The sequence below is a fragment of the Aquirufa esocilacus genome (assembly GCF_042715595.1).
GTDB lineage: Bacteria > Bacteroidota > Bacteroidia > Cytophagales > Spirosomataceae > Aquirufa > Aquirufa esocilacus.
This window is the reverse complement of sequence record NZ_JBBKXX010000001.1, coordinates 112,870-130,547: the sequence shown is the minus strand read 5'-3', so window position 1 is coordinate 130,547 and position 17,678 is coordinate 112,870. Positions and strand designations below refer to the sequence as shown.

Below are 17,678 nucleotides of genomic sequence, written 5' to 3'. Positions count from 1 at the left end.
TCGAATTACGTATTTTTAAACAAAACGGCCTAACAAATTCTCTAAGTATTCTTGCTTGCCGGAGATCTGAGCAGGTTCCCCTACCTCGATCGCGATTTTGTATAAATCTTCTAATTTCAATTTTCCGGCTGCATAATCCGCTCCTTTACCCGAGTTAAAGCTTGCATAACGCTCCGCTTTCAAACGATCCATCTCGCCATGTTTCGCGATTTTCTCTGCGATCAATAAAGAACGAGCAATCGTATCCATACCACCGATGTGCGCATAGAATAAATCAGCCATATCCGTTGAATTACGACGACGTTTCGCGTCAAAGTTAATTCCACCACCAGCTAATCCACCTTGCTTTAAGATGATAGACATCGCCTCCGCCCATTCGTAAATGTCCGTCGGGAATTGATCCGTATCCCAGCCGTTTTGCGTATCTCCGCGGTTCGCATCGATAGACGCTAACATACCTGCGTCTGAAGCCACTTGGCATTCGTGTGCAAAGGTGTGTCCAGCTAAAGTAGCATGGTTTACTTCTAAGTTTAGGCCAAATTCTGATAATAAATCGAACTCGCGTAAGAAACCAATCACCGTTGCCGCATCGTAATCGTATTGGTGTTTCGTAGGCTCACAAGGCTTAGGTTCGATGAAGAACTTACCTTTGAAACCATTGCGACGTGCATATTCCACACAGGTATGTAACATGCGAGCGAAGTTTTCGCGTTCGCGCTTCATATCGGTATTTAACAAGCTCATATAACCTTCACGACCTCCCCAGAACACATAGCCTTCGCCACCTAAGGTAATCGTTGCATCGATAGCGCCTTTTAATTGAGCACCTGCATGAGCCACTACTTCAAAGTTCGGGTTCGTAGAAGCACCGTTCATATAGCGCTCGTTCGAGAACAAGTTTGCCGTTCCCCACAAAAGCTTTACGCCGCTTTCTGCTTGTTTTTTGGCAAAAATATCCGTGATGAATTTCACGCGATCACCAAATTCTTTGGGATCATTATGCCCATCAATCGCATCCACATCGTGGAAACAATAGTAAGGTGCTCCCATCTTCGTAATAAATTCAAAAGCCGCATCAGCTTTATCAGCCGCACGATGACGTGCATCTGAAGCCACATCCCAAGGGTAGTGGTGTGTTCCTGGTCCAAAAGGATCCGCCCCATCACCGCAAAACGAATGCCAATACGCAATCGCAAAACGAAGGTGTTCCTTCATACTCTTGCCGGCAACGATGCGATTCTCATCGTAATAACGGAATGCGAACGGATTGTCTGATTCTGCACCTTCAAATTTGATTTGACCAATGCCTTTGAAATACTCTTTTTGACCAATGATTACACTCATGATATATAATGCTTAATGTTGTTTCTTCTTAAAGTCCCAAAACTACATATTATACCTATTATATACAAATATATTTTAGCACAGATTAGCACAGCTACAATTGTTGAGAAAATTTCCTATTTTGCACAAAATAACCTTTTCAACATGCTTAAAAAACTACTCACGCTAGTCGCGTTAACGATCCTCTTGTTACCCGCGAAAGCTCAAACCTCATTTAACGCAAACAACCGATTCGAGCAATTGGAATCGACTTTGCCTACGCCTAATTCTTACCGGACCGCGAGTGGTTCTCCAGGTAAAGATTATTGGCAGCAACGCGCGGATTATGACATCAAAGTCGAACTTGATGACATTAATCGCAAAATCATTGGGTCTGAAACGATCACGTATTACAACAATTCACCAGATGATTTACCGTATTTGTGGATTCAATTAGACCAAAATCTATTTGAGAAAAATGCCCCTGGTAAAACAGCGAAGACGGGTGAAATCAAGAATGGCATCAGCGCTGGTGCTTTTCAAGAATTAACGGATCCGAAAGATTACGGCTATAAAATCACGGCTGTGAAAGATGCTAAAGGCAATCCATTGCGTCACACAATCAATCAAACAATGATGCGCATTGACTTACCCACTCCGTTAAAATCGGGTGCTTCGGTGAACTTTGGCATTGATTGGAATTATTTGATCACAGCCTATTATGGTCGTTCTGGCTATGAAATTTTAGGCAAAGAGAATATCGCGAATTACTTTATCGCTCATTGGTTCCCTCGTTTAGCAGTGTACAATGATGTATATGGCTGGCAGCACAAGCAGTTCATGGGCCAAGGTGAATTCACGTTGAATTTTGGGAATTATAAAGTAGCGATCACAGCTCCTAATGATATCGTCGTAGGTGCAGGTGGAGAGTTATTAAACCCAAATCAAGTGATGACTGCGACGCAATTAAAACGTTGGGAGCAAGCCAAAACGGCGACTCGCCCGGTGGCTATTGTGAATCAAGAGGAAGCTATTGCAGCGGAAAAAAGTGTTCCAACAGGAAAAAAGACTTGGGTATTCAAAGCGGATAATGTGCGTGACTTTGCTTTCACCGCATCACGTAAATTTATTTGGGATGCAATGCAAGTAGAGGTGGAAGGCAAGAAAGTATGGGCAATGTCCTACTATTCGAAAGAGGGAAATCCACTTTGGGGTAAATATTCAACCATGGTGGTAGCGCATACACTTCGTTCGTATTCAAAAAGAACGGTAGCTTATCCATATCCAGTTGCCATTTCTTGCCACGCGACAGCGGGTGGTGGAATGGAGTATCCGATGATTTCCTTTAATGGCGGTCGTCCAGAAGCAGATGGAACGTATACGGAGAACGTGAAAAACGGGATGATTGGTGTAATTATCCACGAAGTGGGTCACAACTTCTTCCCGATGATTATTAACTCGGATGAGCGCCAATGGTCTTGGATGGATGAGGGTTTAAATACCTTTTGCCAATACTTAGCGGAGCAAGAATGGGATCGCAACTTCCCTGCGCGTCGTGGCGAGCCTCAATCGATTGTTCCCTACATGCGTTTAGATTCGAAGAACCAGGTGCCTATTATGGCGAACTCGGAGAATATCATGGATTTTGGAAATAATGCTTACGCGAAACCAGCTACGGCCTTAAATATCCTGCGTGAAACCGTCATGGGTCGCGAATTATTTGATTATGCCTTCAAAGAGTATGCGCGTCGTTGGGCGTTCAAACAACCGTATCCAGCAGACTTCTTCCGTACGTTGGAAGATGCGTCAGGTGTGGATTTGGATTGGTTCTGGAGAGGTTGGTTCTACGGAACGGAACCAGTGAATCAGTCGATTGAGACAGTGGAATGGTACGGAATCGATACACAAGATCCTGCGATTAAAAAGGCAGGAGATAAAGCAGTTGCCGAAGCAAAAGGCAAGACAATGTCAGCGATTCGCAACAAAACAGATATCAAGCGCACGGTTGTAGAGGAAAATCCTGATTTAACGGACTTCTACAATACCTACGATCGCTTCGCTCCTACAGAAGCAGATAAGAAGAAATACCAAGATTACATGGCGTCATTGAATGACGACGAGAAGAAATTAGTTTCTGAGGGCAAAAACTTCTATGTAGTTAACTTCAAGAACAAAGGCGGTTTACCAATGCCCGTAATTGTTCGTTTGAACTATGAAGATGGTACCGAAGAGGTATTGCGCTTCCCGGCGGAGGTTTGGCGTTTGAACGATGTAACGGCGAAGAAAATCATCCCAACATCTAAGAAAGTGGTAAAGTGGACGCTAGATCCATTCTTCGAAATCGCGGATATCGATACGGAAGACAACGCTTTCCCACGTGAGCCAGCTCAACCTACCAAGGTACAATTGTTCAAGATGCAGGGCAGAACGTATAGCGGAGGAGTAAATCCGATGCAAGAAGCCAAGAATGCGAAAGAGAAATCTGGAGCGGTTACAGGATCTAAAAACTAAGATTTCATAACCTTGATTTCATAAAAAAGCCCCGGTCGCTCGGGGCTTTTTTTATTCCTGATCGATCAGGTTTAATTTCGATAAATCTAATTCCGTCCGCTGGTTCCGACCGAAATACATAGGCAAGAATTTAAAGCCAAACTTAAAGTCTTTAATTGCGTAGGATACGCGGGCCACCACCACGCTGGAATACACTTCATCGAAGCCAGTCAGGTCAGCGGAAATTTCGGGCTGAAGATTGACAATTTCTTTTTGGGATAAATTAAAAAACGGGGAGTCTTCATCAATCGGATGAACAACCGTCCAGTTCAACACCAAACTATCCACGTGACTCCGCTCTAATTTTAAGTTAAAGAACTGATAACCTTGATTCTTCGTGACGATTCGAGCATTCAACTTCACTTCTGCATTCGTCAACAAGTGATCATCTTTGTAGCATACCAAGCGAAACATAAAGGCCTTACCCTGGCGGTAATTCGCATAGACCAAGCTATCCGAAAAGCGTATAAAAGACCTAGGACGCGAAAAACGACCATATAAAAGACCGGCAGCAATCGCAAAAGAAAGAAAACCGATTAAGGATTCGATGGCTGCAATCCAGTTCGTAATTTCACCCACCGGATTTACTCGACCATACCCTACCGTCGTAAATGTCTGCGTAGAAAAGAAGAATAATTCTTTGATTCTCCCCCAAAACTTCACCTTCTCCACTCCTTCCAATCCGGATGGACCTGCGAGCCAATACAAGGCAGTGAAAAAGCAGTTGATCAAGAAATAGAAAATAAAGATTATCGCCAAAAAGCGCCAACGCGGCATCGTCAGCATACTTTGGTAACCGCTGGCTCGATCCCTTACACTAATTCCAATCCGCTTGATATTAAAACTCCCATCCTTGTTGACCATTCGGCCACCCATGTCCGAGGTTCTTTCCCCAAAGCCTGTATCTTGATTTACATTTTCCATCCTATTACTACCTTATACGAACCACAATTTAAGGGATGCAATCACTAAAACCAAAGCCAATATCCACTTCACTTTCGTATTCGAAGCTATAGCGGCACCCCAACGAGCCCCTAAGAAACCTCCCACTAAGGACGCCGCTAACCAATACATCATTTGAGATTGATCCATCGGAATCCAGGTTTTCAAACCGGCCAAACCTGAAATCGAGTTCACAAAAATAAAAAGAGCTGAAACGGCTGCCGCTTCTTTTAAACTTGCCCAACGGAAAAGCAATAAAAGTGGACTTAAAATAATTCCTCCGCCAATACCGATCATCCCAGATAGTAAACCGATGGCTGCTCCTGTAAATATACCCAAGGCCATAGGCATACTTCTTCGCGTTGTATCTTTGAACGAGACCACCATCCGAATGACCGCTAAAAAAAGACAGGCTCCTAAAATCTGTTTATACGTCGAATCCGTCAATGGAATACGTGCGCCTAAAAAAGCTGCCGGAATAGATCCGAGGGCAAAAGGCCAAAACAAATTCCATTTAAAATATCCTTGGCGGTAAAAAGCAATAAATGACATTAACGATACGCCTAGATTCAACAATAGCGCGGTTTGCTTCATCACTGGCGGAGCAATCGCAAAAATAGCCATGACGGCTAGGTAGCCGCTCGCGCCGCCGTGCCCCACTGAGGCATACAAAAATGCCATAATGGCTAACAATAGGATTAACTCCACGCTATTTACGAATGGCTAATTGGAAATAAATAAACATCTTTTCCCAGTCTGCGACGCGAATACGTTCCTCTTTAATGCGTGAGGCTGGCAAAGCTTTGATCTTTTCAAACAATCGGATATAATACTCATAAGCTAGTAAACAGCCTTTGCGAGCAACGGTAGGTAAGCGATGAATTCCACGCAAACCAGCGTCAAAATCCAATTGAATATCCGCTTCAATCTCCTTTTTCTCCGCATCCGTGAAAGTCATAAAGTCGACTCCAGGGAAATATACGCGACCGCGCTCGTCGTAATCGGAACGAATGTCGCGGAGGAAATTAATTTTTTGAAAAGCAGAACCTAAGGCACAAGCATCCTCTTTCAACGATTCATATTCCTCCGGATTGCCCTCACAGAAAACGCGCAGGCACATCAAGCCTACTACTTCAGCTGAACCATAGATGTATTTTTTGTATTCTGCTAGACTATAATCCCTTTTGGTCAAATCCAATTCCATTGAATACAAGAACGCATCAATTAATTCCCGTTCCATCCCGTACTTATTCACCGCCCATTGAAACGAATGAAGTATGGGATTTAAACTAATTTTCTCCTCTATGGCGCGGTAAGTATCCTCCCGAAAACGCTGCAATAACGCCGCTTTGTCTTGATCATGGAAAGTATCCACAATCTCATCCGCTAAACGCACAAAGCCATAAACCGCATAGATAGGATCATGCACTTTTTCATCTAGCGTTCGAATTCCCAAAGAAAAAGATGTCGAATAAGCCTTCGTCAATAACTTACTTGAGGCAAGAGAAACTTGTAAGTATAAATCCATATTATCCTTTTAATTCTTTATCGACCTCTGTCGCCACCACAATCCCTGAAATCAAAGAGGGTGGCACACCAGGGCCAGGAACCGTTAATTGACCCGAATAATATAAATTATCTAGGTGCTTATTTTTCAAGGTTGGCTTTAAAATCGCCGTCTGTAGTAGTGTATTGGCTAAACCATACGCATTACCCTTGTAGGCGTGGTAATCTGATTTAAAATCCCGGTGTGCATAGGAACGTTTGTACACGATAGAGTCGCGAATGGAAACGCCACAATGTGCCTCTAATCGATCCATTAATTGATCAAAATATTTCTCTCTTCTCTCTTCGGTATCTTCCAAATCAGGTGCTACCGGAATCAATAAAAATACATTTTCACACCCATCAGGCGCTACAGATGGATCCGTTACGGACGGTGCTGACGCATAGAAAAGCGGATCAGATGGCCAAGCAGGATCAGTATAAATCTCGTGTGAATGAACCGTGAAATCACGGTCAAAAAATAAATTGTGGTGCTTTAGATTAGGCAAACGTTTCGAAATTCCAAGGTAAAACAAGAGGGAAGATGGAGCCATCACGCGCTTATCCCAATAAGCTTCATCATAATTACGCAATCCATCGCCTAGCAATTCTTCCACGTGGTGGTAATCAGCCCCAGCCACGAACGCATCTGCTTGTTGTAATCCGGCCGCCGTTTTAACACCTTTTACTTTTCCATTGACAATCTCGAATCCTTGTACTTCTGCATTATAGGTAATCTTCACCCCTTTCTCCTCCGCTAATGCTACCATCCCTTTGACGATATGGTGCATCCCTCCCATCGGATACCAAGTGCCTAATTTGATTTCAGCGTAGTTCATGAGCGAGTACATCGCAGGGGTATTTTCAGAAATGGCCCCTAAGAATAAGATGGGGAATTCCATCAATTTCAACAACGTAGGCGAAGTAAAGAACTTACGAATATGCTTGTAAAACGAGGAAAAAACATCAATTCGAATCGCGTCGATGAGTAATTTAAGGCTTAAAAATTCCGTGATTTTACGAGAGGGCTTCCAAACAAAATCTTGAATACCCACTTTGTATTTATAGGCCGCCTGCTCCATAAATGCATCTAGCTGCGCCGCGGCTCCAGGTTCGTAGGATTCAAACAAGGTTTTTAAATCTGCATAATTCGCGGGCAAATCAATGGTTTCTGTCTCAGATAAGATGACCGAATACGAGGGGTCCAGGCGAACTAAATTGTAATAGTCTGCCGGCTTTTTCCCGAATCGATTAAAATACGTTTCAAAAATATCCGGCATCCAATACCATGACGGACCCATGTCAAAGGTGAAGCCATTCGACTGAAAAACCCGCGCGCGACCACCAGCGTGATCATTCTTTTCCAAAATTTGGACCTCATATCCTTTCGAAGCTAACTCAGTCGCTGCTGAAAGTCCGGAGAAACCTGCTCCTATGACGATTACTTTCTTCATATTTCCACTAATTTAACAAATATACCGATCTTTCTTTTGGCCTAAAGCCTAAAAAGAAAAAGTCAGATAAAATCTGACTTTTTGCTTCCTTCTGTTAACCAAAAAACTAATCAAAACCATTATAAACTCTTAGGCGTACATGTGGAGATGGTTTTTCAAATCCCGTCTCGCCATAAATATTCTATTTTTAACTGTACCGATAGGAAGGTCTAATTCTTCAGCAATCTCATGGTATTTAAACCCTTCGAAATACATCATAAAAGGAACACGATACATCGAATCAATTTTCCCTAAGGCAGATTGAATATCTTCGCTGACGAATGAGTTCACTGCCTTATTTTCTTGGAGCGATTCCATCGAATTAATGTAATGTAAATTTTCCGTCGTATCGATAAACGTATTGCGACGCACCATACGCTGGTATTGCGTAATGAATGTGTTTTTCGTGATCGTGAATAACCAGGCTTTCAAGTTTGTTCCGTCCTGGTATTTCTCCCGATTCGTGAAAGCTTTCACTAACGTGTCTTGTACTAAGTCATTTGCATCGTCTCCGTCCTTTGTTAAACGCAACGCGAAAGGGCGTAAAAACTTCGAAAAAGTGCCTATTTGGTAAGTAAACTCAAGAGCTGTCATATCGATCATCTGTTTTGTTCAACAAATTTATAAAAAGATTAAACAAAACAAATAATTTGTTTAAAAAATATTTAAAAAGATTAAACAAAATTTTATATCCACAATTAGCTCATTCATCGCCACACAAAAACGATTAATCGTTTAGGCCTAAGAAGATTCGTTTAAAAGGGGGATTTAACCTATCTTTAAACCCTATTTGTCACATGAAATACCTATTTATTCTTCTCGCATTCCTTACTTTCAATGGTTTCGCACAAACGAATTGCCAGTGTACATTGAAAGGTATTGTGGCCTCTAAAGAGAATAAAGAAAAAGTCCCCGGAGCTTATGTATACATTAAAGGGACAAATAAGGCCACCATTTCAGATGCAAAAGGACAATTTATCCTCAATGACCTTTGTCCCGGAAAGTATACCTTGGTGTGCCAAATGGCAAGTTTCGACACCATTGAAACCGTGATAAATCTGGAAGATGAAAAAGAGGAAGATTTCCTTTTAAGCACGCATGATGAACATTTACAAGAGGTGTTCGTTCAAGGAAGAAAACAAGAAATCACGGCTCAATTAAAATCTGAATTAAGTGCAGAAGAACGTTCTCAGAAAGATGGATTGTCTTTAGGAGAGATGTTAAAAGGCTTAACCGGCGTTCAAAGTCTTCAAACGGGGAGTTCTGTTTCTAAACCGGTGATTCACGGCTTGCACTCCAGCAGAGTAATTATTTTAAATCAAGGAGTTAGGCAAGAAGGCCAAAACTGGGGTAGTGAACACGCGCCTGAAATCGACCCTTTTGTTTCTAAAAATATCCAAGTGATTAAAGGACCAGGCGGTCTTCGATACGGTGGCGATGCCATCGGTGGCATTGTGATGCTCGAACCAGACGCTCTTCCTGACAGCTCAGCCATCCACGGTTCAATACAAAGTATTTACTTTAGTAATGGAAGGCAAGGTGTGTTATCTGGACTATTGGATGGAGGAATCCCTCGAAAAAAAGGCTGGGGATGGCGTATTCAAGGCACGTTGAAAGATGGCGGAAATATACAGACAGCAGATTACTTCCTGAGTAATACGGGTATAAAAGAGGAAAATGTGTCCCTAGCAGCAGGGTATAGATCCCATTTGTATGGAGCAGAGGCATTTATTAGCCGATTTCACACAGTAATAGGCATCTATGAAGGGTCTCACATTGGTACTATTTCTGATTTAGAGAATTCGATTGCTAGAGAAAGGCCGTTGCCTGCCTTTACGCCAGAAAAATTTATACGTAGAATTGATCGTCCAAATCAGGACGTATGGCATGATTTGGCCAAAATAAAAGCCTACTATCACTTTCCTAATCGCGCCACCTTACGAGCTACGGCCGCTGCACAATCAGACGAACGTTGGGAATTAGATGTACTTAGAGCTGGCAAAAACATTAATACGCTTCGGTTCAATTTAAATACTTATAGTGGGGAATTCCTCTATGATGAAACGAACACAAGTAAACTTTGGAAGGGACAGATAGGCTTAACTTTTTTAGACCAAGGAAATAGAACCTCCGGCAATAGAGTCCCTAATCCTAGTTTAACCACTAGTCTTCTACCTAATTATTCGCTTCAAAACTTTGGTTTTTTTGCTATAGAAAGAAGAGTAACAGAAAAATGGGAATTGGAAGCGGGACTTCGCTATGATGAAAAAGAAATTGAAACCTACCGCCCTAAAGCTAATTTTTCACCTATTATTTTGCGCAACAAACAGGTGTTTAGTGGGTTTTCTGGCAGCATTGGATTTAAATACCGTTGGAATTTCAGGACAGAAAGCCAATTAACTATTTCACGTGCTTTTCGGGCTCCTGGAGCTAATGAATTATTCTCTAACGGAGTACATCACGGGGCTGGCGCTTACGAAATAGGGGACCCTAGCTTGCAGGGAGAGACGGGGACAAATTTCAGCCTTACCACTAATTTTAAACCTGAACGATGGGATATAGAACTGGGTTTGTATTCAAATCATATTCATAACTTCATTTATTTACGTCCATCTGTCATCAACTTGACAGCGACTTATGCGACCACGGTCAGAGGGGTCTTTCCTATTTTTAGTTACCAACAAATAGATGCACGCTTTCAAGGGATTGATTTTCAAGCAAGTTACCTGATTAGCCCACGCTTATCGGTACAACAGAAAACGAGTATTGTGAGGGCTTTCGATACGCAGAATGATCAATATATGGTGAATATACCTGCAGATCGATTTGAATACCTCATCAGGTACGCTTTCCAAAAGAACAAAGCTTATGTAAGTGGTGGAATAACTCAAGTATCAAAGCAGACACGCATAGAAACGGGATCTGACTATGCGGCGCCACCAGCAGGGTATTTTTTGGTTAATTTGAATGCGGGAATGAGCATTCGAGGCATCGACATTAGCCTCCGCATTTCGAATGCGTTAAATGCCGCATACCGTGACTATTTGAATCGCTTTCGCTATTATGCAGATGATCAAGGGCGAAATATCAGCCTAAGGCTGGCCTACACTTTTTAGCGGCGAAGCCACGACTCTGGATTTTGGCGTACTGTATTTTTCCAAACTTGGAAATTAATCTCTGCCGTACCATCTTCATCAGAAGCCACAGAACCAATTCTTTGACCCGTTTTAACGCGGGTTCCTACACTGACAGACACATTAGCGAGCTTACTATAAACCGTGAAATAATCACCGTGTTGAATCGCCACTACATTGTTGATTCCAGGAATATTCACAACAGATTGTACGACTCCATCATAGACCGAGTGAACAGGAGCTCCTGGCGATGTTTGAATATCAATCCCATTATTATTGATCATTACTCCTTTCAAAGTAGGATGTTTATGTACCCCAAAGTGATCAGAAATAAATCCTGATGGCACCGGGAAAGGCATGCGGCCTCGCAAAGCAGCAAAAGAGCTCGCTAATTTCGCTTCATCCGAATTCATGTAATACGTATTACTCTCTAACTTTTTCTCTTCTGCAGGAGCTGGGGCTGGGTCAGCTTTTGCTTTCTTCGTCTCAGCCACCTCGGTTTTTTTCTCCTCTTTTTCTGACACTTTTTTGTCCGGCTGCTTATCCGCTATGATCTTTGTCGTCTCCCCTTTCTTAACCTCAGGCAACTTCGGTTTCGCTACCTCTACTTTCTTCACTTGACGAGCTTGACGTAATTTACGTTCCCGCTCAATACTTTTTTGGATTTCGCGTCTCACAATTCCGGCAATCAAATTATCCAATTTACGAACTGCCAACTTCTTTCGCTCTAATTCCGTCTTTAGTTTTTTCTCTTGCTGCGTCAAAACGGTTACGACCTTATCTTCTTTCGTTTTTAGCACTTCAAGTTTTTTCTTCTCCCCCTCTTTCTCCACGAGAACTTTTTCCTCCTCTTGTTTTTTGAAGACTACTTTTTGCTCTTGCGTCATTAAATCTTGACGCGTCTTAAAGATCAAATCAGCTTGCTTTTTACGATTAGCAGAATAATGACGCAGGTAATCAAAACGACGTACAAATTCCCCCAAATCATTCGAAAGCAAAAGGAAACTCATTTTATTGTATACCGATGATGATTTTTGTGCCTCATAAATCATCAAGGCATATTCTTTCTTCAAACGCTCTAATTTAGCCTTTAACACGTCACCCTCTTCGCGCAGTTTTTGTGCTTCTTCCGCCAAAATTTCTTGGTTTTGTTCCAACACCGTAATCTGCTTTTTCTGAACCCCAATCTGCTCTTTCAGCACATTTAACTTACCGATTGATGCCTTTTTCTTCTTCGATGTACGAGAAATAATGGAATTGAGTTCCTTGATTTTGGACAAATTGTCTTTCTTCTGCTGTTCTAATGCAGCTTTCTTATCTGTCTGAGCGAAAGATGAACTTGTAAAAAGGAACGCGAAAAGAACTAAAAGGTATTTCAAGGCTTTAATAGTTTGGCTGGGACTTTAAAAGGAAATTCCAAAGGCGTTTCTAACAACTCTACTTTGGAATATTTAATCGTAATCAGCGTCTGGTTGAACTGATTTTCTTTATTTTTCACATCCAACGTAATCGAACTTGAAAAAGGGAATAGAGCGGAATTTAGCGAAGAAAAATCCTCATAATCTAACGTTAATTTGTTAGAAGTAGGCAAATCACTTACCGACAATTTTTTCAATTTCCGATTCGGACCTACCCAATTATTGACCTCCACACGCCCTTCTTGCTGTTTGACTAAGAAGTTCTCATTCTCACGAACGACTCTACGCGAATTGTTTTTTTTGTAAGGCTGATTACCTACAATCATATTTTGGATCAAATCATACGTTACTTTAAAACCTAAACTTGTACTCAGGCTATCGTAAGTTAGATTCGTGTATTCGTTATTGATTTTGTGATAGAATTGCACTCGATCTTTCGTGAATAAAACCGCCGCACCTGAAATCATCGATACGGAAATGTTAGCCCAGATGATGCTATCTTTTTTCATCCGAATATCTACGATGTAATTGTCCGTATTCGAGCGTGTTTTCCACATTACCTTGGATTTCGCTTTCAAATAAGTGAAGTTCAAATCTTCAGATGAAGTTTGTTGATCTACCACTTCTACCGGTACAACCGCAGCTACTATGGGAGTGGAATCTACTTGAATCGAATCTGCTTTTAGTGGATTAGTCGTCGCCACCGTCACCTTCGGAGCGCAAGCGCCTAGAAGAAAAAGAAAAACAAGACTAAACAGAATCCGCATAAGGAGGAATTTTGGTAACAAAAATAGCTCAATTTTCGGGAATTTGACGCATCCGAATCTTTTTATCTACAGATTCGCGGGCTGGATCTAAGCGAAACGCTTGCTTCCAAGCCTCCAACGCTTTGTCCATTAATTTCAGGCGAAAAAGTACATCCCCGTAATGTTCCCACAAAGTCGCTGATATGTTTTCTTTATCTTTCAACGCGGCCTCCATCGCTACGCGAGCCTCTGGATAGCGTTTTAATTCATACAAAACCCAAGCCCTCGTATCTAAATAGGTGCCGTTGCGGGGGTGATCTGCCACTAAACGGGCAGATAGCGAATCCGCTAAAGCTAATTTTTCTTTTCTGATGGACAGGAAATAACTGTAATTATTTAGTACATGGTCATCCTTCGGATTCGCAGCTAAGGCTTTATTAAAGGCTGCATCTGACGCCGAATTGTTCCCCAAGGCCTGGTAAGCATCACCCAAAATCGGATACACCCAAGGGGCCATTCGAGGATAATTTTCCAATGCCTCTAATGCGTGTTCCACCACGGCTTCTTTTCGATTTAATTCCCAATCCAGCTGTATGATACGTACCCAAAGTTCTTCTTGAACCGGACCCAAATTTGCTGCTTGTAGATAATAGGCATTTTTATCAACTGATTCTTTGGCCTCATCTCCTTTAGACAAAAAGACAAATTGCTTCACCCGAATCATGTCAGGTTCATTATCAAACCGGTGATCATCGTAGGCCAGCAGTTTTTCAAAGCAGTCCAACGCCTTTTTGTATTCCTTTTTCGCTAAAAGTAAGTCTCCATATAAAAGACCGTAATCAAACGAGTAGGGCGAGAGAAGATGTGCTTTCTCCGCATTAGTCCTTGCTGAATTGAGTTGTTTATCTGCCAGGTAACTTTTGGCCAAATAATAAAAGACCGCCGGCTCCTGCGACTGCACTTTAGCGAGTTTCTCGAAAACCAAGATAGCCTCGCCAAAATCCTCTTTCATATACGCCCGCATCCCGTCCACCATCAACTCTTCGGATTGCGCAGAAACACGAAAAAACCCACACAGCAAGAATAGTAAGCAGGTGAGTTTTTTCATCATTTTTAGGCTATCGTGACATTCACGAACAAGTTAGACTCCTCAAAAGTAAGTTCCGTCGAAGCCGAATCCACCCATTCCAAACTCAAGGCTTGCACCTCCTGAGAGATATAGGCTTTGAATTCATTCAAGCTGGCCGTCCATTCTTCGTCCGAACGCTGCACTTGGATATGTATTTTGTCCGTCACATCGAAACCAGAATCTTTACGCAAGTTTTGGATACGATTCACGAATTCACGTGCGTTCCCCTCGCGAACTAATTCAGGCGTTAAGGTATTGTCTAACGCGATGGTCAATCCACCCTCGCTTGCCGTCAAATAACCCGGCATATCCTCTGTCAAGATTTCAATATCCGCTAAATCGATCTCAAATCCTTGAATCTTCGCAGATCCAGCTGATTCGATCGACGCTAAATCATCTGATGACATTCCTGTGATGGCCTCCGCGACCACTTTCATATCTTTTCCGAACTTCGGCCCTAAAGCCTTGAAATTAGGCTTCACTTTCTTGTTCAATACCCCAGACGCATCATTCAGATAATTGACCTCCTTCACGTTTACCTCTGATTTGATCAGATCTTCCACGCGACGGATTTGGTCTCTTACGGACTCTTGCAATACCGGCACTAGTACCTGCGCTAAAGGCTGACGCACTTTCAGGCGGTGTACCTTGCGAATCGAGTGAACTAGCGAACAAATACCTTGCGCTAATTCCATCGACGTTTCTAAGGCTGGGTTTTGTAGGCTCGGATTTACCTTCGCGAAATGCGTCAAGTGAACCGATTCTTTGCCCGTCAAATTCTTATACAACCATTCTCCGTAGAACGGCGCGATCGGCGACATTAATTGCGCCACCGTCTCTAAACAATGGTATAAAGTCTCGTAAGCCGCTTGTTTATCCGCGTTGATCGCCTGATTCGCCGTTTCCGGATTCCAGAAGCGTCGGCGTGACAAGCGAACATACCAGTTAGACAAGTGATCACATACGAAATCTTGAATCGCACGACCTGCTTTTGTAGGCTCGTAGGTCTCAAAAGCCTCATCGACCTCCGCGATCAAATTCATTAATTTAGATAGAATCCAACGGTCTAATTCCGTTAAGTCTTCCTCTTTAATGCCTTTTTGCTCAAACCCATCGAGATTAGCATAAAGAGCGAAGAAATTATAGGTATTTGTCAGTGTGCCAAAGAACTTGTTGCGCACCTCCGTAATCCCTGCTAAATCAAACTTTAAGTTATCCCAAGGCTGCGCATTCGTGATCATATACCAGCGCGTCGGATCTGCTCCGTAGGCTTTCAAGGTCTCGAATGGATCGATGGCGTTGCCTAGGCGTTTGGACATCTTGTTTCCGTTTTTGTCCAAAACCAATCCCGTCGAAACGACATTCTTGAACGCCACAGAATCTTCCACCATGCTCGAAATCGCGTGCAGCGTAAAGAACCAACCACGCGTTTGATCCACCCCTTCCGAGATGAAATCCGCCGGATAACTCTGCTTGAATACATCTTGATTTTCGAATGGATAATGCCACTGCGCAAACGGCATCGCACCTGAATCGAACCAAACGTCGATCAAATCCAGTTCACGCGTCAACACATTTCCTGTCGCTGAAAGCAAGAACACCTCATCCACAAATGGACGGTGCAAGTCTGCCTCTCCAGCTGCTAAAGCCTTTAAAAAAGCTGCGTTACCTTTTGCCTGAACGTCCGACAGAGCCCCTGAAGCCTGCGCCTTCTCAATCTCCGTTTTCAATTGCTCTAAAGAACCTATGCAGATTTCCTCTGAACCATCTTCTGTCCGCCAAATAGGCAACGGCGTTCCCCAATAGCGAGAACGAGACAAGTTCCAGTCCACTAGATTCTCTAACCAGTTCCCGAAACGACCCGTTCCAGTCGACTCCGGTTTCCACTGAATCGTCTTATTCAAGGCGATTAATTTATCTTTTACCGCCGTCGTCTTGATGAACCATGAATCCAATGGATAATACAAGACCGGCTTGTCCGTTCTCCAGCAGTGTGGATACGGGTGATCAAATTTCTGTACGTTAAATGCTTTATTTTCCGTCTTTAATTGAATCGCAATACGTTCATCCACTGACAAATACTTGTCGCGGCCTTGCTTCACGCGCTCCGCCTCTTTCTCTTCGTCCGTTAAATAAGCTTCTTTTACGGGTTCCAAAGCGTAGTCCGTCACCTGCGCCACAAAACGGCCTTGGCGATTGACTAATGGCACTTCTTTGCCGTTTTCGTCGGTAATTAAAAGCGCTGGAATGTTGTTTTGGGCAGCCACTCTAAAGTCATCTGCTCCAAAAGTCGGTGCGGTATGCACCATACCCGTCCCATCTTCGGTCGTCACAAAATCTCCTAAAATCACACGGAACGCTGGCGCCGATGGCTGCACGTAAGGCATCAATTGCTCGTATTCTACTCCCTCTAAATCCGATCCTTTGCAAGAGGCAACGATCTCATATGGAATTGCCTGCGGCTTTTTTTCTGCCGCTTCGTACGCTGCAAAGTCGCCGTTTTCAGCGGCTGCTTGGAAGTAGTTTTTAACTAAGTCTTTGGCCAAAACTACATAAACCGGCACGTAGGTGTACGGATTAAAGGTCTTCACCAATACATACGCAATATTCTTTCCAGCTGTCAAAGCGGTGTTCGATGGCAAAGTCCAAGGCGTGGTCGTCCAAGCCAATAAATAGACCGGTGCATCGCCTGAAGCCTTAAATAAAAATTCCGATTTCGCGTTCTTGATTGCCTTAAATTGCGCAGTCAAAGACGTATCTTTCACATCGCGGTAGCAACCTGGCTGATTCAATTCGTGGGACGAAAGACCCGTTCCCGCCGCTGGCGAATAAGGCTGAATCGTATAGCCTTTGTATAATAAACCTTGATCGTATAAACGCTTCAATAAGTTCCAAACACTCTCAATATAGTTCGCTTGGTAGGTCACGTAAGGGTTTTCAAGATCCACCCAGTAGCCCATTTTCTCCGTCAAACTATTCCATTGATCGGTGAATTTCATCACCGTCTCGCGGCACTTCTTATTGTATTCTTCGACCGAAATCGTCTTACCAATATCTTCTTTTGTAATGCCTAATTCCTTTTCTACCTGTAATTCCACCGGCAAACCGTGTGTGTCCCAGCCCCCTTTACGCTTTACCTGCTTCCCTTTTAGGGTTTGGTACCGGCAAAAAATATCCTTAATCGCCCGCGCCATCACATGGTGAATACCCGGCGTTCCGTTTGCAGAAGGAGGTCCTTCAAAAAACGTAAACGTAGGCTGTCCCTCTCTCGTGGAGATGGATTTTTCAAAGATGTTATTCGCGTTCCAGAAATCTAGAATTTCATCTGCCAAAGCGGCGTAATCTAAATTTTTGTATTCCTTAAAGCTCACAGACGTGTGGGGTTAAAATGAAAAAAT

The 17,678-nt window shown here is 42.9% G+C and carries 12 protein-coding genes; 2 read left to right on the top strand and 10 right to left on the bottom strand.

The window, feature by feature from the left end; all coding sequences use genetic code 11:
* Nucleotides 1-15 precede the first annotated feature (15 nt).
* A complete protein-coding gene (gene xylA / locus SKC37_RS00580) occupies nt 16-1,344 on the bottom strand; it encodes a xylose isomerase (RefSeq protein WP_377979602.1) in 1,329 nt (442 codons plus the stop codon).
* Nucleotides 1,345-1,488: 144 nt separating this feature from the next.
* On the opposite strand from xylA, the gene SKC37_RS00575 reads away from it, so the two are divergent.
* The gene (locus tag SKC37_RS00575; RefSeq protein ID WP_377979601.1) at nt 1,489-3,834 is read left to right on the top strand and encodes a M1 family metallopeptidase; all 2,346 of its coding nucleotides are present in this window, start codon (nt 1,489-1,491) and stop codon (nt 3,832-3,834) included.
* Nucleotides 3,835-3,885: 51 nt separating this feature from the next.
* Here the strand turns inward: SKC37_RS00575 and SKC37_RS00570 are convergent, their stop codons facing one another.
* The 5 genes from SKC37_RS00570 to SKC37_RS00550 all read right to left on the bottom strand — a co-directional run bounded on the left by SKC37_RS00570 (nt 3,886) and on the right by SKC37_RS00550 (nt 8,447).
* Complete coding sequence (locus SKC37_RS00570; protein WP_377979600.1) at nt 3,886-4,797, bottom strand: ion channel; 912 nt, start codon at nt 4,795-4,797, stop codon at nt 3,886-3,888.
* A gap of 12 nt (nt 4,798-4,809) precedes the next feature.
* A complete protein-coding gene (locus SKC37_RS00565; RefSeq protein ID WP_377979599.1) occupies nt 4,810-5,523 on the bottom strand; it encodes a sulfite exporter TauE/SafE family protein in 714 nt (237 codons plus the stop codon).
* A 1-nt stretch (nt 5,524) separates the two neighbouring features.
* Entirely contained in the window at nt 5,525-6,343 is an 819-nt protein-coding gene (locus SKC37_RS00560; RefSeq protein ID WP_377979598.1) for a phytoene/squalene synthase family protein, read from the bottom strand.
* Between the two features lies 1 nt (nt 6,344).
* Nucleotides 6,345-7,814, bottom strand: a complete 1,470-nt coding sequence (locus SKC37_RS00555; RefSeq protein WP_377979597.1) for a phytoene desaturase family protein — start codon at nt 7,812-7,814, stop codon at nt 6,345-6,347.
* 129 nt (nt 7,815-7,943) lie between these two features.
* Nucleotides 7,944-8,447, bottom strand: coding sequence for an RNA polymerase sigma factor (locus SKC37_RS00550; protein WP_377979596.1), 504 nt, complete (start codon nt 8,445-8,447; stop codon nt 7,944-7,946).
* 203 nt (nt 8,448-8,650) lie between these two features.
* On the opposite strand from SKC37_RS00550, the gene SKC37_RS00545 reads away from it, so the two are divergent.
* Nucleotides 8,651-10,969, top strand: coding sequence for a TonB-dependent receptor (locus SKC37_RS00545; RefSeq protein ID WP_377979595.1), 2,319 nt, complete (start codon nt 8,651-8,653; stop codon nt 10,967-10,969).
* On the opposite strand, the gene SKC37_RS00540 is transcribed toward SKC37_RS00545, so the two are convergent.
* Genes SKC37_RS00540 through ileS form a run of 4 tightly spaced genes read right to left on the bottom strand, consistent with a single transcriptional unit; the run spans nt 10,966 to nt 17,651 of the window.
* Nucleotides 10,966-12,366: a murein hydrolase activator EnvC family protein gene (locus SKC37_RS00540; RefSeq protein ID WP_377979594.1), complete on the bottom strand. Its 1,401-nt coding sequence runs from the start codon at nt 12,364-12,366 to the stop codon at nt 10,966-10,968. The genes SKC37_RS00545 and SKC37_RS00540 overlap by 4 nt on opposite strands.
* The gene (lolB1, locus tag SKC37_RS00535) at nt 12,363-13,172 is read right to left on the bottom strand and encodes a lipoprotein insertase outer membrane protein LolB1 (RefSeq protein ID WP_377979593.1); all 810 of its coding nucleotides are present in this window, start codon (nt 13,170-13,172) and stop codon (nt 12,363-12,365) included. The genes SKC37_RS00540 and lolB1 overlap by 4 nt, the downstream gene beginning before the upstream one ends.
* Nucleotides 13,173-13,200: 28 nt before the next feature.
* A complete protein-coding gene (locus SKC37_RS00530; RefSeq protein WP_377979592.1) occupies nt 13,201-14,262 on the bottom strand; it encodes a tetratricopeptide repeat protein in 1,062 nt (353 codons plus the stop codon).
* A gap of 2 nt (nt 14,263-14,264) precedes the next feature.
* Nucleotides 14,265-17,651 (bottom strand): isoleucine--tRNA ligase, encoded by a 3,387-nt coding sequence (ileS, locus tag SKC37_RS00525; protein WP_377979591.1) that lies wholly within the window; start codon nt 17,649-17,651, stop codon nt 14,265-14,267.
* Between the last annotated feature and the right edge of the window lie 27 nt (nt 17,652-17,678).